The sequence below is a fragment of the Christiangramia forsetii KT0803 genome (assembly GCF_000060345.1).
Lineage (GTDB): Bacteria > Bacteroidota > Bacteroidia > Flavobacteriales > Flavobacteriaceae > Christiangramia > Christiangramia forsetii.
Map to the genome: position 1 here is coordinate 1,591,664 of NC_008571.1, position 20,981 is coordinate 1,612,644.

At 35.4% G+C, this 20,981-nt stretch carries 17 protein-coding genes; 8 read left to right on the forward strand and 9 right to left on the reverse strand.

All coding sequences use genetic code 11. The features are described 5' to 3' along the window. Nucleotides 1–28: 28 nt before the first annotated feature. Nucleotides 29–1,315, reverse strand: coding sequence for a dipeptidase (locus GFO_RS07220; protein ID WP_011709424.1), 1,287 nt, complete (start codon nt 1,313–1,315; stop codon nt 29–31). Between the two features lie 116 nt (nt 1,316–1,431). Here GFO_RS07220 and GFO_RS07225 point away from each other — a divergent pair, with 116 nt between their 5' ends. The 3 genes from GFO_RS07225 to GFO_RS07235 are packed head-to-tail and all read left to right on the forward strand — an operon-like array spanning nt 1,432 to nt 4,777. Beyond that, entirely contained in the window at nt 1,432–2,886 is a 1,455-nt protein-coding gene (locus tag GFO_RS07225) for a RimK family alpha-L-glutamate ligase (protein WP_011709425.1), read from the forward strand. Further along, nucleotides 2,886–4,106, forward strand: a complete 1,221-nt coding sequence (locus GFO_RS07230; RefSeq protein WP_011709426.1) for a glutamate-cysteine ligase family protein — start codon at nt 2,886–2,888, stop codon at nt 4,104–4,106. Before GFO_RS07225 ends, GFO_RS07230 begins: the two co-directional genes overlap by 1 nt. After that, nucleotides 4,103–4,777, forward strand: a complete 675-nt coding sequence (locus GFO_RS07235; RefSeq protein ID WP_011709427.1) for an N-formylglutamate amidohydrolase — start codon at nt 4,103–4,105, stop codon at nt 4,775–4,777. Before GFO_RS07230 ends, GFO_RS07235 begins: the two co-directional genes overlap by 4 nt. A 116-nt stretch (nt 4,778–4,893) precedes the next feature. Here GFO_RS07235 and GFO_RS07240 read toward each other — a convergent pair whose 3' ends face one another. Next, the gene (locus tag GFO_RS07240) at nt 4,894–5,304 is read right to left on the reverse strand and encodes an OsmC family protein (RefSeq protein WP_011709428.1); all 411 of its coding nucleotides are present in this window, start codon (nt 5,302–5,304) and stop codon (nt 4,894–4,896) included. A 148-nt stretch (nt 5,305–5,452) separates the two neighbouring features. Beyond that, nucleotides 5,453–5,884 carry an FKBP-type peptidyl-prolyl cis-trans isomerase gene (locus GFO_RS07245; RefSeq protein WP_011709429.1) on the reverse strand — a complete coding sequence of 144 codons (432 nt, stop codon included), beginning with the start codon at nt 5,882–5,884 and terminating at the stop codon, nt 5,453–5,455. Between the two features lie 199 nt (nt 5,885–6,083). Here GFO_RS07245 and GFO_RS07250 point away from each other — a divergent pair, with 199 nt between their 5' ends. From GFO_RS07250 to GFO_RS07260, 3 genes are read left to right on the forward strand one after another with little or no spacing between them, the layout of a single operon-like run. Further along, a complete protein-coding gene (locus tag GFO_RS07250; protein WP_011709430.1) occupies nt 6,084–7,547 on the forward strand; it encodes a Gfo/Idh/MocA family protein in 1,464 nt (487 codons plus the stop codon). Between the two features lie 6 nt (nt 7,548–7,553). Next, nucleotides 7,554–8,006, forward strand: a complete 453-nt coding sequence (locus GFO_RS07255; RefSeq protein WP_011709431.1) for a 3D domain-containing protein — start codon at nt 7,554–7,556, stop codon at nt 8,004–8,006. Nucleotides 8,007–8,054: 48 nt separating this feature from the next. Further along, a complete protein-coding gene (locus GFO_RS07260) occupies nt 8,055–9,125 on the forward strand; it encodes a transporter substrate-binding domain-containing protein (protein WP_011709432.1) in 1,071 nt (356 codons plus the stop codon). Nucleotides 9,126–9,442: 317 nt separating this feature from the next. Here GFO_RS07260 and GFO_RS07265 read toward each other — a convergent pair whose 3' ends face one another. Next, entirely contained in the window at nt 9,443–10,087 is a 645-nt protein-coding gene (locus GFO_RS07265; protein WP_011709434.1) for a hypothetical protein, read from the reverse strand. Nucleotides 10,088–10,187: 100 nt separating this feature from the next. Here GFO_RS07265 and GFO_RS07270 point away from each other — a divergent pair, with 100 nt between their 5' ends. Further along, complete coding sequence (locus tag GFO_RS07270; RefSeq protein ID WP_011709435.1) at nt 10,188–11,522, forward strand: aspartate kinase; 1,335 nt, start codon at nt 10,188–10,190, stop codon at nt 11,520–11,522. 126 nt (nt 11,523–11,648) lie between these two features. On the opposite strand, the gene GFO_RS07275 is transcribed toward GFO_RS07270, so the two are convergent. Both GFO_RS07275 and GFO_RS07280 read right to left on the reverse strand, forming a co-directional pair. Then, nucleotides 11,649–12,887, reverse strand: coding sequence for a glycosyltransferase (locus GFO_RS07275; protein ID WP_011709436.1), 1,239 nt, complete (start codon nt 12,885–12,887; stop codon nt 11,649–11,651). Between the two features lie 24 nt (nt 12,888–12,911). Beyond that, entirely contained in the window at nt 12,912–14,723 is a 1,812-nt protein-coding gene (locus tag GFO_RS07280) for an SLC13 family permease (protein WP_011709437.1), read from the reverse strand. Between the two features lie 134 nt (nt 14,724–14,857). On the opposite strand from GFO_RS07280, the gene GFO_RS07285 reads away from it, so the two are divergent. Then, complete coding sequence (locus GFO_RS07285; protein ID WP_011709438.1) at nt 14,858–15,358, forward strand: GreA/GreB family elongation factor; 501 nt, start codon at nt 14,858–14,860, stop codon at nt 15,356–15,358. Here GFO_RS07285 and GFO_RS07290 read toward each other — a convergent pair. The 3 genes from GFO_RS07290 to GFO_RS07300 form a co-directional block, all read right to left on the reverse strand. After that, nucleotides 15,352–17,850 carry a fimbria/pilus outer membrane usher protein gene (locus GFO_RS07290; RefSeq protein ID WP_148264602.1) on the reverse strand — a complete coding sequence of 833 codons (2,499 nt, stop codon included), beginning with the start codon at nt 17,848–17,850 and terminating at the stop codon, nt 15,352–15,354. The two genes, GFO_RS07285 and GFO_RS07290, sit on opposite strands and share 7 nt — an antisense overlap. Nucleotides 17,851–17,935: 85 nt before the next feature. Further along, nucleotides 17,936–18,436 carry a DUF4402 domain-containing protein gene (locus tag GFO_RS07295; protein WP_011709440.1) on the reverse strand — a complete coding sequence of 167 codons (501 nt, stop codon included), beginning with the start codon at nt 18,434–18,436 and terminating at the stop codon, nt 17,936–17,938. Between the two features lie 8 nt (nt 18,437–18,444). After that, nucleotides 18,445–20,979 carry a T9SS type A sorting domain-containing protein gene (locus GFO_RS07300; protein ID WP_011709441.1) on the reverse strand — a complete coding sequence of 845 codons (2,535 nt, stop codon included), beginning with the start codon at nt 20,977–20,979 and terminating at the stop codon, nt 18,445–18,447. Nucleotides 20,980–20,981 lie beyond the last annotated feature (2 nt).

Consider the following 20,981-nt stretch of genomic DNA (forward strand, 5'->3'; position numbering starts at 1 on the left):
GACAGAAAATGGATATACATTAAACTAATTAGGATTTCTGAAGATCATCTGCAACTGCCTGTACTTCATCCATAACTCGCAGTAAATTTTCTCCCCATAATTTTTTGATTTCCTCGTCGGTATAACCACGTTTTACAAGTTCAATGGTCACATTCAGGGTTTCTGAAGCATCCTGCCATCCTTCGATTCCTCCGCCACCATCAAAATCTGAACTAATACCTACGTGATCAATTCCAATTTTTTCTACCAGATAATCTATATGATCTACAAAATCTGAAACATTTACCGGAATAACCGTTTCTTTAAGTTTATCAATTTCAGGTTTAGCAGAAGATTTGATCTTGCTTATTTGATTATAATATGCCGTACGTTTCTCATCTGTGAAATTTCTGACCGTATCTCTTGGTAAGATCTGGAGATCCATTTCAGCAGCTTTCTGCTCATAAACTTTACGACTGGCTTCTTCATAAGCATCATCCTTCTCTGTATTCAAATAAGAACTAAATGCAACGGTTTGAACCACTCCGCCATGTTCTTTAAATAACGCTAGTAATTCATCATCCAGGTTTCTGCTATGATCGCATAAAGCACGAGCGGAAGAATGCGAGGCAATTAATGGTGCTTTTGATAGCTCAAACATATCTTTAATTGCTTCTTTACTAGGATGTGAAACATCTATCATTATTCCATATTTATTCATTTCTATAACCGCCTCTTTTCCTAATTCGCTTAAACCATTATAAAGCCATTCATCATTTTCTTCGCCCGTATTAGAATCACTAAACTGGCTATGCCCATTATGAGAAAGAGACATATACCTGGCTCCAAGATCATAGAATTCTTTAATTCTGTTTAGGTCAGTCCCAATAGGATATGCATTTTCCACACCTATCATAGCAACCTTTTTTCCTTGTTTAACCAGTTTCCGAACTTCTTCAGAATTCGTAGCTAAACCTATTCTATCCGGTGCTATTTCGTCGGTAAGGCGATGAATCGCTTCAAATTTGCTTATTGCATTAGCGTAAGCAGCTTTATAACCTTCTTCGTCTAAGGATTCCTGTCCTGTATAAACAATTAGCCAGGTCACATCCATTTCTCCCTCATCCATCTTAGGAAGGTTTACCTGGGTATCCAGATCCGTGGTATAATTCTTATTATCTGTAAAATTATCTACATTAATATCATTGTGGGTATCTATAGTAATTGCTTCTTTATGAATCTTTTTTGCCCTTTCCATAATTTTCTGATCTGTTTTTTGGGCATTAACCGTGAGAATACTTGAAAATAGTATAAATACGAATAGTTTTAGTTGCATAAGAATTGATATTTATCAGTTTGGTGGCCTGAATTTAAGAATTAATATTAAGCTATACTTAAATTCTGAAATCGGATTGGTTTTTAATATACATTTGATCAAACATTTCATTTTTAATGAAAAAATATATTGTCGTAAATCAGCCGGAGACGTGGACGATCTCTTCTGAGCATGTTACTATAATTTCGTCCAAAGACTATCTCACTAATCCTGAATATTCGAGACTTAAAAAAGCGCGAGTTTTTAATCTCTGTAAGGATTATTCATACCAGTCTAAGGGATACTATGTTTCGCTTTTAGCTGAAGCCAGGGGGCATCTGGCAATTCCAACCTTAAAAAACCTTGTAGATCTTGGGGAACCAAAACTTATAAAAATTGTTTCTGAAGATTTTGACGATCTTATTCAGCAAACTCTCAAGAATTTAAAGTCTCAGGAATTTACGTTAAGTATATACTTTGGGCAGAATGTTGCTGCAAAGTACAAGGAATTAAGTGCTATGTTTTTTAGGCATTTTCAAATTCCGTTTTTAAGAGTTAAATTCAATTTTACAACCAGATGGAATATAAAAAGTATCAAAGCTATTTCAGAATCTGAAATTCCGGAAGAGCATAAAGAAAGTGTGCTGATTTCTGCAGAACAATATTTTGCAAAAAAGCGATATGATACTCCCAGAGCGAACGTTTCAGAATATGATCTTGCTATTCTGGTCCAACCTAATGATGTTGCCCCGCCAAGTAATGCAAAGGCACTCAAAAAGTTTATAGAAATAGGGGAGAAGCTTGGTTTTGCTACTGAAATTCTGGAACCTAAAGATCTTTCAAGGTTGCCCGCATTCGATGCTTTGTTTATAAGACAAAGTACTGAAGTTAATAATGAAGCCTATGCATTTGCAAGAAAAGCACAACAGGAAGATATCGCTATTCTGGATTATCCAGATGCTATTTTAAAATGCTGTAATAAGGTATTTATGGCAGAAGCTTTAGAAAACTCAAAAATTCCTACCCCAAAAACGGTGATCGTTCATAAAGATAATTTAAAGTCGGTTTTAGAAATTACAAAATTACCGGTGGTTCTAAAATCTCCCGACTCAACTTTTTCTTTCGGAGTTAAAAAAGCAAGTACTGAAGAGGAATATTTAGAATTGGTTTCTACAATGCTTAAGAAGTCTGAACTTGTGATTGCCCAGGAATTCTCGCCATCAGATTATGATTGGAGAATTGGGGTTTTAGACGGAAAAGCTTTTTATGCCTGTAGGTATTATATGGCTAAAGGCCACTGGCAGATCTATAATTGGGATGCCAAAAATAAAGACGATCAGGATGGAAATGCAGATTCATTACCTATTGAAAAGGTTCCGGAGAAGATTTTAAAAAACGCTCTAAAAGCGGCTAAACTTATGGGCAAAGGCTTATACGGAATAGATATTAAAGAAGTAGATGGAGAGGCATTGGTGATCGAGATCAACGACAATCCTAATATTGATGCGGGAGTGGAAGACGAATATTATGGTGATCAGGTTTACATAGATGTATTGACTGCACTTAAAAATCGATTAGAAAATAAAATATAATGGCTTATCATCTTTTTGAAGTATTTGGGATTGAACTGGAGTATATGCTGGTTAAGAGGTCTAATTTTAAGGTCAACCCAATTGTAGATCAACTTTTTATTGAAAAACACGGTTCTATAACTTCAGATACTGAGAATGGAAAAATTGAATGGAGCAATGAGCTTGTAGCCCATGTGGTGGAGATGAAAACAAATGGTCCTACTAATGATCTTTTGGATCTTGATTCGCTATTTGCAGAAAATGTCAGGGAGATGAATAAGCATCTGCAAAAATTTGACACTTTTCTTCTTCCCTCTGCATCCCATCCATTAATGAATCCGCAAACTGAAACTAAGCTATGGGAACATCATTACAATAAGATTTACAGTCTTTATAATAAGATTTTTAATTGCAAAGGGCATGGTTGGAGCAATGTTCAAAGTATGCACATTAATCTTCCTTTTTTTGATGACGCTGAATTTGAAAAATTACATGCGGCGGTAAGAATTTTGCTTCCGATAATTCCGGGGCTTTCGGCAAGCTCGCCCGTATTAGATGGTAAATTTACAGGTTTTAAAGATTCCCGAATGGAATTTTATAAATCCAATCAAAAAGAAATCCCTCATATGACGGGGAAAATCATTCCCGAACAGGTTTTCAATAAAGCCGATTACAATAAAACGATCTTTGAACCAATAATTAATGCTATTAAGCCGTTTGATACTGAAAATATTTTAGATCATCACTTTTTAAATTCGCGGGGAGCAATCTCAAGATTTGACCGCAACGCAATTGAAATTAGAGTGATAGACATCCAGGAAAACCCATCGGCAGATATAGCTATCGCGGCCTTTATTGTTGAAGTGTTGAAGTTATTTGTTAGCGAAGAGTTAGTCTCTCTAGAAGACCAGAAGTCCTGGCATGAAGATGATTTATTCCTTATTTTAGATGAAGTTATTGGCAGTGCTGAAACTACCTTAATAACCGATAAAAAGTATCTCGCAATATTCGATCTTCAAAGGGAGGCTGACGTAAAAAAGATCTGGAAAATACTGTATGCCAGGGTGGGCAGTAAACTAAGTGAAAACCATCAAAAACGTATAGAGTTTATATTGCAACATGGTAGCTTATCCACAAGAATCCTTAAGGCTATAAGAAACGATTTTTCAAAAGAGCACATAAAAAAGGTCTATTTTAGACTTGCAGAGTGTCTTAATGAAAATAGAATGTTCAGACCATGAAATTTGTTCTAAGCTGTGAGCATGCTTTCCCCGATATCCCTGAAAAATATCAATATGTGTTTGAAAAGGATCCTTATGTTCTTGAAACTCATGTAGCATACGACCCGGGAGCATTCGATCTTTATCAAAAATTGGAGAATTCTGTAGATTTTAGTAAGTATCAAACTATCGGCAGGTTATTAGTTGAAACCAATAGATCTCAACATCACAAAAGTTTTTTATCCAGATATTCAAAGAATTTACAGAAGGAGCAAATAACCAACATAGTTCAAACGTATTACCTGCCATATCGTGAGGAAATAGAAGATAAAATTTCAGACCTTATTAGAGAAGGAAATACTGTTCTACATATATCGGTTCATACTTTTACCCCGGTTTTAAATTCTGTGAAAAGAAATTGTGACATAGGGCTGCTATATGACCCGAAGCGATTGGTAGAAAAGGAATTTTGCAGGAAATGGAAAAATAATTTATTAAAGGAAAATTCTGATTTGAAAATTAGATACAATTATCCTTATTTAGGCAAGGCAGATGGTTTTACGACCTCTTTAAGAAAAGTATTTCGCAATGATTATCTGGGAATAGAATTGGAAGTAAACCAGAAATGGGTAAGTGAGAATAAAATGAACAATAATTTAAAAAGTTCAATTCTGAAATCATTAAAGAACTAAATAATAAGTTCTGACTAATCTAATTGTTTAGTTTAGTTCTAAAGAAAAGCCACTAATACACCAATATATTTTTAAACTCATTAGTGCATTAGTGGCTTATGTATTATGCAGGATTTTTATTTCAAATCGTATTCCAATGTAATTTCAGCTTTTAAAAGCTTAGAAAGTGGACAACTTTCTTTAGCCTTATTAGCGATCTTATCAAACTTATCTTTATCAATCCCTGGCACAACTGCATTCAGTATAAGATGAGATTTTGTGATCTCTCCATCTTCAAAAGTAATTTCAGAGGTGGTTTCTACCTTGTCCGGTTCAAAACCGTCTTCAGTTAAAAATGCTGAAAGTTGCATGCTAAAGCAACCGGCATGAGCAGCTCCTACGAGTTCTTCAGGATTCGTTCCTTTACCATTTTCAAACCGTGTTTTAAAAGAATATTGCGCATCTTTTAGAACGCCGCTTTCAAGACTTATTTTTCCTTTTCCTTCTTTCAATGAGCCTTCCCAAACGGCTGATCCTTTTCTTTTCATAATAATAATTTTTATTGATTTCTCTCTAAATTAAGGCGCAATGCCTGAAATAGAAAAGAATTATAAAAATCTTAACCAAAACACGCTTATAAATAAAAAAGCCTGAAAGTTCAACTTTCAGGCTTTATGATATTATAAATAAAGGTAATTACTTGATCTCAACTACTTCAAGATCAAAAACAAGATCTTTACCAGCTAAAGGATGATTAGCATCAACTACGATACTTTCCTCTTTAATCTCAGTAACTACAAGGTTGATCTCACGACCATCAGGACCTTTAGAAACAAGTGGCATTCCTACTTCTGGTTTAAGCTCTTCTGGTAGTTGATTTTTTTCAACTTCCTGAATTAGCTCAGCTTTAGGCTCTCCGTAAGCTTCTTCTTTTGGTATATTGATCGTTTTCTTTTCTTTCACTTCCATACCGATAAGACCTTCTTCAAAACCTGGGATAAGTTGACCTTCTCCTAGAGTAAATTCTAGTGGTTCTCCGCGTTCTACTGAACTATCGAAAACCTGACCGTCTTCTAACTTCCCTGTGTAATGTACCTTAACGGCGTCATTTTGCTTTACTTGACTCATAAAAAGTATTTTTTCAATTTTAAATTTGACTGTAAACTAATTTTCAGTCATTTATAATCAACTTGTGCAAGTACCCTGCCGAATGCCAAATAACCAGACAGAATAACATACGATGATACATTTTGTCATATTTTCATTAAATTGGAAGATATTCAGTAGCAATTGTACTGTGATGCTTTCAAACCAACTTCCTTAAAACATGACTAAAACAAAGAAAATAAGCAGTTTAGATTCTCGGAGAGATTTTATGAAAAAATCGGCCATTGCTGCAAGCGGAATAATGATAGTTCCGCGCCACGTCCTTGGAGGCCCCGGATTTACTGCGCCAAGCGATAAACTTTTAATCGCTGGAATAGGAGTAGGAGGTAAAGGACAATCTGATCTACTTAGTTTTTACGAAAGTGGGAAAGCTGAAATTGCCTTTCTATGTGATGTTGATGATCGCAGAGCCGCAGTTTCAAGAGAGCGCTTTCCAAAGGCAAAATATTACAAAGACTATAGAGAACTTTTTGATAAAGAATCTAAAAACTTTGATGCGGTAAGTATTGCTAGCCCAGATCATAATCATGCTGTACAAACTATGGCAGCTATGGAACGTGGTAAGCATGTATATGTACAGAAACCACTAACACACGATATTTATGAAGCCCGGAAATTAACCGAAGCTGCTGAAGAATATAAGGTGGTTACTCAAATGGGAAACCAGGGAGCATCTGGCGACGGAGTGAGGAAAATGAAAGAGTGGTATGATGCAGGACTAATAGGAGAAGTAGAAGAGGTTTATGTTTGGACGAACCGCCCGGTATGGCCACAGGGAATACCATGGCCTAAGAATTCTTCTCCGGTTCCTTCTGAACTGGATTGGAAACTTTGGCTGGGTACCGCACCTTGTAAAGATTATGTAGACGGACTGGTTCCCTTCAATTGGCGTGGCTGGTGGGATTATGGAACTGGCGCACTTGGAGATATGGGGTGTCATCTTATTGAACCTCCATTTAGTGTTCTAGGGTTAAAGTATCCAAAAGATGTTGAATGTAGTGTTGGAAGTCTATACGTAGATGAATTTAAAAGAGGCTATTTTCCGGAGAGCTGTCCGCCATCCAGTCATGTGATTATGAGCTTTGATGGTAAAAGCAGTGTTTCAAAAGATATTAAATTGCATTGGATGGATGGAGGAATCAAACCAATGCGTCCCGAAGAGCTCGGTCCAGAAGAAACTTTTGGTGACGGAGGAAATGGAGCTTTAATTATTGGTTCTAAAGGTAAAATGATGTGTGGAACTTATGGCTTAAATCCGCAATTACTGCCAACCTCTAAAACAGAGGAAGTAAATCTTCCTCAAAAATATTCTAGGGTAGAAGGCGGTATAAATGGACATTATGCGCAGTGGGTAGAAGCTGCCATTGCTGGTCATGGAAAGAAAGAGGTAAGTTCTCCTTTTAGTATAGCAGGACCTCTAACGGAGTCTCTTCTTATTGCAAATCTCGCCATTAGAGGATATGATATTCAGAAAACCAGGAAGGATGAAGAAGGTAAAGATCAAATTTATTATCCAGGAAGAGATATAAAAATGATTTGGGATGCAGAGAATATGAAAGTAACTAATTTTGATGAAGCTAATCAGTTTGTAAAGCGTGATTATCCAGAAGGTTTTACTTTATAAGATTATATGAAATACGTGAAATTTTGTTTTACTGCGATTAACTTTAAAAAGTTAGCAGCCTTTTGTATCCTAATATTATTTTTGAATTCCTGTAAAAATTTCAATTCAGATGAAAATGAAGAGGAGTGGGTTACTGTCTGCGTCACTGCAACAGCCTATAATTCTCTTGATTATCAAACTGCTGGTAATCCCCGTATAACCGCATGGGGTGATACTTTGAAGCCGGGAATGAATGCCATTGCAGTTTCCAGGGATTTAATTAGATTAGGACTGGATCATAACTCAAAAATTAAAATTGAAGGTTTTGACGGGGTGTTCCTGGTAAAGGATAAAATGCATTATCGCTGGCGGCATAGAATAGATATCTATATGGGTGAAAATGTAAAACGAGCTAGAAAATTTGGTAGAAAGAAAATTAATATTTCCTATATCTTCGAAAAGGACACGATTTCGAAATAATAGCGTTTCACATCTTTATATTATATTCGAATTTTTAAAAAATTATTGATGCCTTTTTTCCGAAATATCACATTATTAACTATAGTATTATTTTTTTTTCAAGGATTTTCTCAGGAAACAGATTCCCTTAAAATTCAGAAAAAACTTGTCATTGGAATTACCGAAACACCTCCTTTTGTAGAAAAACGTCCCCAGGGATATTCAGGTTTAAGTATCGCCTCCTGGAAGATGGTGAATGAACAACTTCAGGTCTCGTATGAATTTAAGGAGTATGAAGATCTTGGTAGCTTATTAAATGGAGTTGAAAATGGGGAAGTAGACTTTAGTGTAAACCCTATCACGGTTACCGATAGTCGTATGAACCGTATGAATTTTTCCCAGCCCTATTTTATTTCTCATACCAGTGTGGCTAAACTAAAAGAATCAACATTTTTTAAACACATAAAGAATTTTTTTAGCTGGAATTTCTTTTCTGTTATTGCCTTGTTGTTATTGGTTATATTCATTTTTGGGGCATTAGTATGGTTCTTTGAGCGTAAGAAAAATCATGAAGAATTCGGAGGCAGTTTTAGAGGGATCATGCAGGGATTTTGGTGGAGTGCCGTAACTATGACCACGGTAGGTTATGGTGATAAATCACCAAAAACTACCGGAGGTAGAATCGTTGGTGTTATCTGGATGTTTATGGCCGTGATCATTATTTCAAGCTTTACAGCGGGGATCGCATCTTCGCTTACGGTAAAAAGCATCAATGAAGAAATAACCAATATTCAGGATCTGGAAAGATTTGATATCACCACGGTTAAAAGTTCAAGTTCGCAGGAATTATTAGACCTATATAATATTGAAAGTAATTTAGTGAATAGTGGTTCAGAAGGTTTACACGTGATTCTTGAAAAAGAATCCGGTCTTTTTGTATATGATGAGCCAATTTTAAAGTTTGAGATTGAACGAAATAATCTTTCTGATGAATTGGAGATATTAGGACAGAGCCTGAAAAAAGATTATTATAGTTACGCTTTTCCAAAAGATTCAGAGTTACTGGAAATTATAAATCCTGTACTGGTTAGAACCCTAAAAAGTATGGAATGGGCTACTCTTGTAAAAGATTATAACTGAGATATTTAAGCCGAATATTTCTGAAGGTTTATAACGTGTTATAAATCAATTAATATTCCTGTAATATTACCATATTCCACAAAAATTTAATAATAAAACCATATAAGTTATTGATATTTAGTATATTGTCTGCCGTTTTCGAACCAATCAACTAAAAATGATGCATACTGAAGACAATACTAATAGAAAATCCTCGGATCTAGAGTTTTTTCAATCGGCCAGGCAGGGACTAAGCAAAACAATTAATATTGCTATTGCTATAATTATAGTTTTGGCTCTAATAGCCATGACAGGTGTGTTTTTCGAATACTGGTAGATTATTGCTTGATCTCATTCATTAATAAAAATGCCTTATTCACATATTCTTTTTCAAGAAATAATGCGAAATAGTTTGAAGTTGAAATCATTTCAAACACAGGAATTCCTTCATAAGCGAGTAACTTAAAAATATAGAAATAAAGACCTACACTTTGAGAACTATTCTTGGGCAGTTCAATAGTAATTGAGGAAAGTTCTTCCTTAATTGAAACCCTTACTTCGTTTCTAAAACATTTTTCAACAAGATCGGTGAGCGAAGAAGACACTAAAATATTGCTTTCCTGATAATTGCTGGAATAATTTAAATAAACCCCGGTTTGTTCTTTAACCGCTTCCATTAATTTGATCTTATTCGCTATAATGGTTTTTGAATTTAAGAAAGTATACTCGGTTATTCCCGAACGCACAATAATGTCTCCCAATTCACGAAGACTTTGCATATTCACTTTTGTTCTGCTTGGAGCATATCTTCGCAACGCCATAATAATGCTTCCCTGTTTTACTTCTTTTCGCATCTCCTTTTCAACTTGAGACTGAATATCGGCCGCTAATCCGCTGAAGTTTATAATATCTCTGGCAATGGCATCATCTAGAAATGGTTGATGTCTTATAATGTCATGAACAACAGTTGTAATGGTCTTCATTGTTAAATATTAAACATTTTGTACAAATGTATATAAAATGAAACATAATTTTTTAGTCACTTCATTTTAATAATATCTATGCATCTTCAATTTAGTAGGTATGAAAGTTTTAAAATTTGGCGGTACTTCTGTAGGTTCTGCGGTAAGTATAAGAAATGTAAAAGAAATTATTTCCAATTTACCTGGAGATAAGCTTTTAGTACTTTCGGCGATGTCCGGAGTAACCAATCAACTTGTTGAAATATCTGAATTTGTGAAAACCGGGAGTTTAGATCAGGTATCTGAAAAAATCCAGGCTTTAAAAGCTAAACATTTTTCATTAATCGACGAACTGGTTCCAGATAAAACATCCAATCAATCTATTAAAGATCATATAGTATTACAATTAGAAGAACTGGTGGAAATTTGCCAGGTACAACCATGGAGTAATGAAGTTGATGCTAAGATTATTACCACAGGTGAAAGGCTCTTAACTTCTATATTTAGTTCTTATCTAAAGTTTGAGGAGGTAGCTAACACATTACTGGATGCAAGAAAATTTATGAAAATTCATAATCTTGAGAATCCAGATACTGGTCTTGTTGGAGAATTGCTGAATGACACGTTGAAATCTTCTTTTGAAAGTAATATTTTAATCACTCAGGGATTTGTGAGGTTGAATGCTCAAAATGAAGTAAGCACCTTAAAAAGAGGGGGGAGTGATTATACTGCAACTATATTAGGAGCAGCAATAAGAGCTGCTGAAATTCAGATATGGACAGACATAAGCGGCTTACATAATAATGACCCGAGATTTGTAGAAAACACTCATGCGGTTTCACAACTAAGTTTTGAGGAAGCGGCAGAGCTGGCATATTTTGGAGCTAAAATTCTACATCCTCAAACCATATCCCCGGTTATAGGAAAAAACATTCCTGTTTATTTGAAGAATACCTTTACTCCTGAAGCTACCGGAACCTGTATTAGTGCTCTTGCTGAAAGGAAAGGGCTTAAAGCAATTTCTGCAAAAGATGAAATTACCGCGATCAAGATCAAATCTAACCGGATGCTAATGGCACATGGTTTTCTAAAGAAAATATTTGAGGTATTTGATACCTACGAAACCTCCATTGATATGATTACCACATCTGAGATCGCAATTTCTCTGACGATAGATAATACGGCAAATTTAGATCTAATACTCCAGGAGCTTGATCAATATGGTGAGATAAGTGTAGATGCCAGTCATAGTATTATTTGTGTGGTGGGAGAAGGATTAATTGAGGATAGGGGAACTTCAAGATTATTTGAAATTCTTCAGGATGTGCCCATTAGAATGATTTCTTACGGAGGAAGTAGCAATAATATTTCCCTGTTAGTTGATACAAGAAATAAAATTGAGGTGTTGCAAAAGTTGAATGAAAAACTATTTGTAAACCAATTAAAATCTGTTTAACAGTTTCAGTTTTGTTTAGAGTTTGAATAAACTGTTTTTTTTGTAGTGAAAACCGCCAGGATGCAATTGTAACTGGCGGTTTTTTAATCTAATAAATTCCCACGGCTTGCCTTGGGGATAGTCGGTTTAAAGAAATTTTTTATTCTTTTCTTCGATAAACCTGGACATAAAATAGGTGCTTTTATGCAAATGATGTTTAAGCATTTTCCCTGTGAAATTGGTCAAACGATGTCTTTCCAGATCATTCTGAATTAGGGATAATTTTTTTCTGAAATTTTCTATATGCTCTTGCTTATTGAAACGCTTATTGATGATGTCAAATCCTAATTTTAGCTGTTTTTCCCAAAGTTGATCATTCGTATATAATTCAATAGATTTCTCAATGAATTCATTATCAGATTCTGTAATAAAACCATTCCATGCTAATTGACCGTTTATTCCTTCCGCTCCAATTTTAGTGGTTACAGATGCGGTTCCATTTTGCATAGCTTCCACAAGTTTTCCTTTTAATCCCGCACCAAACTGGATAGGGGCGAGGCATACCCTGGAATCTCTCATTACTTCCCGGGAACTTTCAGCCCAACCATTAATGATAAAGTTCTCTTTTGAATTGAGAAGGTTTAAAACTTTTTGAGAAGGATAGGCGCCATATACCTGCATTTTAGCTTCAGGTAAAGCCTTTCTTATTTGCGGCCATATTTTTTCTTTAAGATACAGAACGGCATTCCAGTTGGGTTCATGTAAAAAATTACCAATACTTATAAAATCTTTTCTGTCTTCAAAAACAGGAAGATTCAATTGTTCTTTTTCTGAAATTTCTTTCAGTAAAAATGGCAAATATTGAAGAATGCTTTCTGGAACCTGAAATTTAGAAGTAAGTAGCTTTAATTCAATTTCAGAAATAATTAAACTAAGATCACATCTATAGATCGCGGCAATTTCTCTTTTAGCTAGATCTGAATCAAAATAGATTTCTTCTGCTTTTTTATTTTCCTTAAATGATTGATGACGTGCCTTTCTAAGAAAATGTAGATCTTCTGTATCAAGTATTTTTATTGCTTCGGGACAAACAGTATCAACTCTCCAGCCAAATTGTTCTTCCACCATAAAACGATCAAAAAGAACAATATGGGGCATTAAATCTTCAAGAAAAACGTCAAAATCCGCATCGTTTAATTTGATCTTCTCGCTTTGAATTCCTAATTCATTCAAGTCAGCCTTATTATCGGTTTCACGGGCAGTAGTGGCAAATGTAATCTGATAGTTTTCATTTTGAAAGAACTTCAAAAGTTGCATCATTCTGGTTCCTGCAGCCGAAGATTTCGGTTCAGGCCAAACATAACCGATCACTAACAGTTTTGGCATTTACTTTTTTTCAAAAATAACATTTTATAGCTGGCCAGAGAGCAGTATAGTCGCGGTAATCCAAAGTGCGATAGATACCACACCTCCAATAATAAGAAAATGTTTGAACTTATAGATTCCCATACCATAAATAATCGTATTGGTTTGGTATCCCACCGGAGTGAAAAAGCTGAAATTAGAGGCAAATAACACCGCGAGAATAAATGGTTTAGGATCTAATTTTAAGCTAGCGGCAATGGTAATCGCAATTGGAGCAACAATAATCGCTGTTGCATTATTAGATATAAAACCACTTAGGAACATGGTTACAAAGAACAGCAACCCTATAATTACATAATTAGCCTGGCCTTCAAAAAGCTTTAAAAGGCTATCTGAAATCCATTGATCGGCTCCGGTGTTACTCATGGCAACACCAAGAGGAATCATGCCGGCAAGAAGAAAGATAATTTGCCAGTTCACCTGTGTATAGACTTTTCCAAGATTTATGCACCTTAAAAAGATCATTAGAAAACAACCAATAAGGGAACTTTTCAGAATAGGGAAAATCGAAAATGCAGATAACACAATGACAAGTAGAAGAATTCCTAAAGTTAAATTGCGTTTCCATTTGGTCGTGATATTAATGTCACTATGCTCCTGCAGAATACTAATATTATCCATTTTATGAAGTTGCTCCAGGTCATTTTCGGTTACTTCAACCAAAAGACGGTCACCAACTCTCAATTCTATATCATCAGATTTTTTATCGAATATTCTTCTTCCGGGATTTATAAAACTTCTCCGTTTTCTAATAGCCAAAGGTACCGCCCCATGGAGATCATACCAGCCAACTGTTTTTATGCTCTTTCCAATTAAAGGTGAATTTGGAAGCATCAATAATTCTACTACCTGAATATTTTGTTCAAGGATCTCTTCATTTTGCTCGTCTGTTTCAGGTTTATCTTTTTCTGATTTTCTTATGATGGTAAGGTCACCCGATTCTTTTAGCTTAATAAGCTGTTCAATATTACATCTTAACAGTAATTGATCACCTTCTTTTAGGGTAGTGTATTTTCCCGGATGTTCATTGATAACAGCGTTCCGCTTCAACCTAATTACTTCTATATCCTCATTCTCACTACCAAAAATTTCCTTAATGTTCTTTCCTATAAGTTCCGAGTCTTTAGAGACAATTCCTCTTGTAATGAACTCATCAAGATCATAGACATTGGAAATACTACTTTTTTTCTTTTTAGGAAGAAAGCGGGCCATTAAACTCACAATAACTATAGTGATAATCAGAAATATTGCACCTAACCAGGTAAATTCAAAAAAACTAAATTTTTCAACACCTCTTTTAACGGCAACAGCGTTAACGATAAGGTTTGTTGATGTTCCCATTAAAGTACAGCTTCCACCAATTATTCCCGCAAATGAAAGTGGAAGCAACAATTTAGAGTTTGGAATGTCATATTTATCGCTTAGCTCATCGATGATCTTCACAAATACCAACACAACTGCAGTGGTATTTATAAATGCCGAAATTCCACCTGCAATAAACATAAACACAGGAACCATAAAAAAGAGAGGTAATCCTCTTAGTTTTTTTAATCCATTAGCCAGCCAGTCTATAACACCGTTATCTTCCAACCCGATGGCGATAATCATTAACGCCAGTACAGTGATGGTGGCCGGACTCGGGAATCCTGAAATAGCCTCTTCGGGAGTAATAAGGTTCGCAAGCAAAAGGCTTACCATGATAAAGAAAGCGATTTTGTCTACTGGAAAAACTTCTAACGCAAAGAGGAATATAACAGCAATGATAATAACAAAGAGAATGATGATTTCCAGAGTCATGCTTATATTAATTCATATAAAAATACTTCTAAGTTCTTTTACCCGCTGTTCTTTCTGAAATATTTATGATTCCAATTTTGGTTAGATGAAGCGTTTTGAATATAATTCCATAGATTATATTTTAAACTTGAATTATGAGTAGGGGATTTGTAAAGGAAGAAGATCAGGAAGAACCGGTTTTGGTTCCTCCAAGAGCGGCTATACCCGAAGGAGTTACTAATTATGTAACACCCAATGGGCTTGCTGAACTTAAGCAGGAATTAAAAGACCTAGAATATGAAAGAGCTCATGTTGAAGCTGAAAATGATACTGAAAAAAGAAGAGCCCAAAGTCTAATTGACGGAAAAATAAATTTGCTGTCAGAAAGATTGCAAACCGCGAGACTTCTGGATTCAAAAGATCAGCCAAAAGATGAAATAAGATTTGGTGCAAGGGTTAAACTTACAAATGAAACTTCGGGGCAATTACAGGAATTTCAGATTGTTGGAGTTGATGAAGCCGATATTAAAAAGAAAAAGATCGCATTTGTAGCTCCTATCGCGAAAGCAGTAACCGGTAGAAAAGTAGGAGAAGAAATTGATTTTAAGTTGGGCAATGAAATAAGAAAACTGAAAGTCTTAGGAATTACTTATTGAGTTTCTTCGATGATAAATTCAAGATCATCAATAATATCACCATATTCGTTCATTTCAATTTCAAAAGATTGGGCTTCTGAACTTATAAATTTTAAGTTCTCAAGTTGTTGCTTATCGATTTCGGCCGTATAATTTCCTGGTGAAAGTCCTAAATAGGTAAAATAACCGTCCCCTTCAGAAAGAACGCTTTCTACTATTTCCTGATTTTCATTCAGAATATTAATGATAATTCTACCCTGACCTTTTCTTCTATCTTCACTTTTCAGAAATACAAAACCTGAAACTTCCCCGATCACACTTACAGGGATATACACTGGTTTAAACTGATTTGGAACCGTTTCAACAAGGATCTTTGGATTGTCTACTTTCCAGGCAATATTATCAAGACTATTGGGTTCAACCTCAAGTAGCAGCTTAATGTAGGGTTGCAGGTCATTTAGTCTTAAAATAGTTTTGTCTTCATTATACGAAAGAACTCCGGGTTTAGATTTAAGTTCCAGACCGGAAACTCCAGGTTCCATCTTATCTTTTTTTCCATTTTCATTATAATCCAGGAAGGGAATTATGGTAAGTCCGCCACGGGTAACACCAGGCCTGTTGCTAATCCCGATATGACCTGTATTATCATCGTAGCGCAGACTTCCGCGGGCTGATTGGATAAAGGAAGAGTTTCTGTTTCCAATTCTGGAAGTTGCCGAAGTTTGAGCAAAATTAAATGCATACCTAAGTCCGATTTCAAAAGAATAGGCATTTCTCAAAAAGTTGTTTTCATAAGAAAGATTTAAAAATCCTCGTTCAAAAATTACTCTTTCCAGTTCCAGGTTAATATTTCTAAGAGATTGGTCTGAAATATCAAACTGTATTTGAGGAGAAAATAATACCTGCTTTGGTAAACGATATGTTTGTGAAATACTACTATAAATGGTAGGTTCCTTTATACGATCATTATAAATCGCATAGGTGGTTAAATTAGAACTAATCCCGAATAGAGTTCCTGAAAGCAGTAGCTGAGCTGTGGTAAACTCGGTGGTTGGGAGAATAATCTGATTCAGCGTAAACCGTGTATATGCTGAAAAAGCCTTGGTTCTAATTGGAGCCGAAAAACTAAATTCCCGCTCTTCTAGGTAATTATAGTTAATGGCAGTTTGATCTTCATGATATTTGGTATAATTAAGATCAAACTGCATATTGGACGTGGTTCTATAACTCAGTAAACCTTCTCCTTTAACTCCATAATTATATTCTCCTGAAAATATTAAATTTGGAGTAAGCCTGACGGAAGTATTTATAAATGGCATTATCTCGCCGCTAGTGACATCAGATAAATATTCAGCTCCACCACCAATTGTTATACTATTAGAAATTCCATAATTAAGATTAAACCTTGAAAATCTACGATTGTCCTCATCTTCTACAACTCCTGCGCTTAAAGTGTATTCCAGTTCATTTTTCGGTACAAAAGTAAATGGAATATTAATGAGTCGTTCTTCAGAAAGTTCTTCTCCGTAGGGTCCGTAAAATCTTAAATTCACATTGGTACTTCCATACATAAGAGGTACTTCAAACGAATAAAAACCTGAAGCATCGGCTTTTGTATAATCAATAAGAATATTATTTACGTATAGCTCAACCGTCCACCGAGGTTCGGTATAATCATTTAAAATATAGGAGCCGTAGGAACGGCGATTTTGTAAAGGAGAATTACTCAATTGAACACCCACCACAGGAGCAAACAGGGAAGAAGTGGCACCGGTAAAAATCTTACCTGCCGTTACCTGTTTGAAAAGTTTATTTTCATTATTTACATACCTCCATTGATAGAACTGATTTCTGGAAGTAAATGGTATTCTATCAGAATAGTTAAGTAATATATTGGTTTCGCCACCGGCAAGCATCGTCCCCACGCCCAAATTAAGACGATTGTCATCCGGACCATTAGTTTGCTGGGTAGTAGTGATTCCCCAATCAAGATTACCACCTTTAAAGAACGGGTATTTACGGTCTATGACGGTATCTGGCTCTACAATGCCTTTTACCTTATTCAAATTACTTCTTACCTGTTTAAGTCTTATTTCTTTAAGTACTGGTAAATCCAGGCTTGTATTGAAATTAATGGCTAGCTGTCTAAAATTGAAATCGGTATTCAGGTCAAATACTTTTCCGAAAAGGTCAGATCTAAGATAGAATGTGGTAGGAGTTTTTATAAAATCATCTTCGGTTAATACGAAGCTTTTATCCTTAAATTTTATTTTATTTTCGGAAGGATCAATAAGAAACGCTTCTTCAGGAGTGATAATGAAACCATTTATAATTCCTGAGGATGGATCATACTCATTCTTTATCTTGAAATGATCAAACAAATCTGTAAAAGAAATGTAAGCCTCCTGGTCTTTAATTGCAATAGGAACTTCAATTTTACCAATTTTCGGAATAGAAAGCTCTACGATAAGTTCGTCATATCCGGGATAATCCTGCGAATAAGAATTACTCACAGTCAAGAATAAAGAAAAAAGGCAAATCCTGAATATGGATCTTAAGAACTTTCCGAAGGAATGATGCATTTAACTAATAGAATTCTTATTGCTGATTGAAGGTTACGTAGATGGTTCCATAATATTTACCCGGGCGATTTGTTACATTGCTTTCAAGATATAGAGTTCCCCCGATGGTAACGGGATTAGGAATGTCAGAATTTTGAGTGGTGATAAAGGTTTTACCGGTACTATAACTATCAAGTTTTAGTATAATTTCGTCTCCACTGGTTCCAGAAAGAGAAAAACTATCGCTATGGGTTATGTTAATAATGGTTCCAGGATTTGCATAGACATCAAACAAAGCAGCCGACTCCGGATCTCCCATATTGAGCAAAGTGACACTCCCACCGGGTGTTCTAAAACCATAAGAATCTATACTAACGGTTCCCGTTGCATTGCCAACAACAAAAGCTCCAAAATTTAGTGACTGCGCGGTGCTTACTTCTACCTGAACAGGAATGGGCGGGTTCTCCTGGGCATTAAGGTTTAGTGAACTGAAACAGACACTTATAAAAGTAAAAAGAAGATATTTAGAGCAGCTCATAATTTTTCTTATTTTCTTACGATTACCTTTTTCGAGTATTGTTGATTTCCAGAGGTGAAACTTACCAGATATACGCCATTACTTTTAATCCCATCAATAGTTATTTCTTGGTTGGCCCTTACAGGAACGAGTTCTATTAATTTGCCATCTATCGCACTAATACGAATTGTGCCATTTTCATGCTGCAAAAGATTCATTTTTATATTGATCTTTTGTTGATTGCTCATCAAAGTAAATGGAGGCTCTATAATCTCTTCTGAAGAGATATTATCCAATGGTGAAAATGCAAGAAAGAATCGGGTATTAAATTGGCCTTTTCCCACGGAAACTTTATAATCTCTTTTCTTAAGATTTATAGATGTTTGACGCTCCTGATCGATTAAAAAAACATTGAAATTTTCAGAGATATTATCAAAGTTCTTTAAGCTAAAAATAATATCTCCTGCTTTTTCAGTAGATAATCCAAGAGGTATTTTTTGATAGTTTTTTTTAACCGGATCTGAAATTGCATTTATAGAAAGTAATTTCTGTTTATTAGCTGAGATGGAATATAAATTAGGAACATTCTTATTTGTGTTCATCAGTTTTAAAGCATCCAGTTCGGCTTCAAAATCAAGCGAAGCATAAGAATCAAAATATATCACCATTGGATCGTTCAATTGCTCATTTTCAAAACCTGCAGCAATACGAATTAATGGAGTAGTGGAGGCGCTGGCTTTTATAAACTCATGATTGTTGAAATCGTTAATTCTTACTGAATTTGTCATTCCAAGATTGCCTCCAGTCGTACTGGTTACATGAACAAAAAAGCCCTGCATGGAGGCAATAATTCCGCTGTTCGTTCCACTGCTGCTTATATCATTTACATAAGAAGAGTAGGTTCCGGTGAATTGATCAGAATTATCGGCTGAAAATAAATAGATGGCATCGTCAATGCCTGTTCTATTCCATCCCGAAGTTGCATTCCAGTCTATTGGTGAAGGATATGGATTCCCCACCAAATGAAATCCTTTAGTATAAGTGCCATTATTATTAGAAAGGCGGCGGTTATAATCTGAATTATTTACGATTCCGGAAATTTCTATCGTGGCTGCACTAGAAGAGGTACCCATATTTATTGCATATCCCTGCCCGGGATTTAAGCTACCTGAACGGGTAGTATAAGCAGACCAACCTGTTGCATCATTACCATCTAAATCTTGCCTGTTTTCATCATATTCATAAAATAAGGGAAAAGAAGCATCAAGATTTACATAAGACTCAAGATCGCCTACCGTGGAGTTATTAAACGGTGAACTTATGTACTTATACCCAAATGCAGGATCTATATAGCGTTGTATAGTTACATTTCCAATAATCTCACCGGTTCCATTACCGTCAATCAATGCTGTTTGGGTAGCATCAGAAATTAGTTTCAAAAAGCCGGCTGAGTTAAGGTTTCCATTTTCTACATTTAGGATTCCTGTAATTTCCAGATCTCCTGAAAGACTTACATCAGAGAGATTATTAATCGTTAAATTTTTAATTCTGTTATTCAGAAAGGTATTATTTGGAATAGTTTGAAATGAGTTCCCCTTCATTTCGATTGTACCATTACTGGCATTGAATGTTCCATTATTAGATATAATACCCGAAATCTCCAGTGCATTGTCCAGAACTTCTAGCGAAGCCATACTTTCTAGTATAATATTTTTGCTCTGGCCTGCTGATCCTGAATTTAGAACAGGATAATTGGGAATTCCTGTGCCAGAAATCCTAACATTTTCATTTAAATCAGGTATTCGGCCACAATCCCAATTTCCCGGGTTATTCCAGTCGTTATCGACGGAACCGTTCCATTTGTTTTCATCTTCTATAAATACAGATATAGTAGCAGTGCTACTAACGCATTCCGTAGTAGTGCTAGTAATGCTTACAGAGTAATCGCCACTCATTGCTGCGGTAGCATTATTTATAGTAGGATTTTGTTCATTGGTTCGATTAAAACCGTTTGGTCCAGTCCAATTATAGGAAATATTAGTTTCAGAACTATTGGCGAAAAGCATTAAAGTTCCTCTACTACAAATAGGAGTATTACTGCTGGCTGAAGGGGTTGCGGGCTTAGCAAAAACCTCGAAGGTATCTGATACTTCCTTTTTACTACCTCCAGCATTAGGATTTTGAGAACTTATCCTAAACACATAAATATTACCTGCTGGGGTATCATCAGGAATCAAAAAAGATTTTGTAATTATAGCTGAAGCATTATTAAATGGATCGGGAGCGTTATCGGCCGTGAAAAGTAACTGAACACCTCTAGCTAAAAAATTGTCATTGTTATTTCCCACCCCCGTTCCAAACTCAATAGTGTATTGAGTACTTCTAGTAAATTGATTATTCCCTCCATTCCTTACTTCAAATGAAATAATGATTTCATTTCCTGCACATACATTAGAAGAATTAACGGTAATATCATTAATTTTCTGACCTTGTAGATCTGTAGATCCCAAAATTAAAAGTATCATCAGAAGAACAGTATATGATGTATGTTGGAGAATTCTCATAC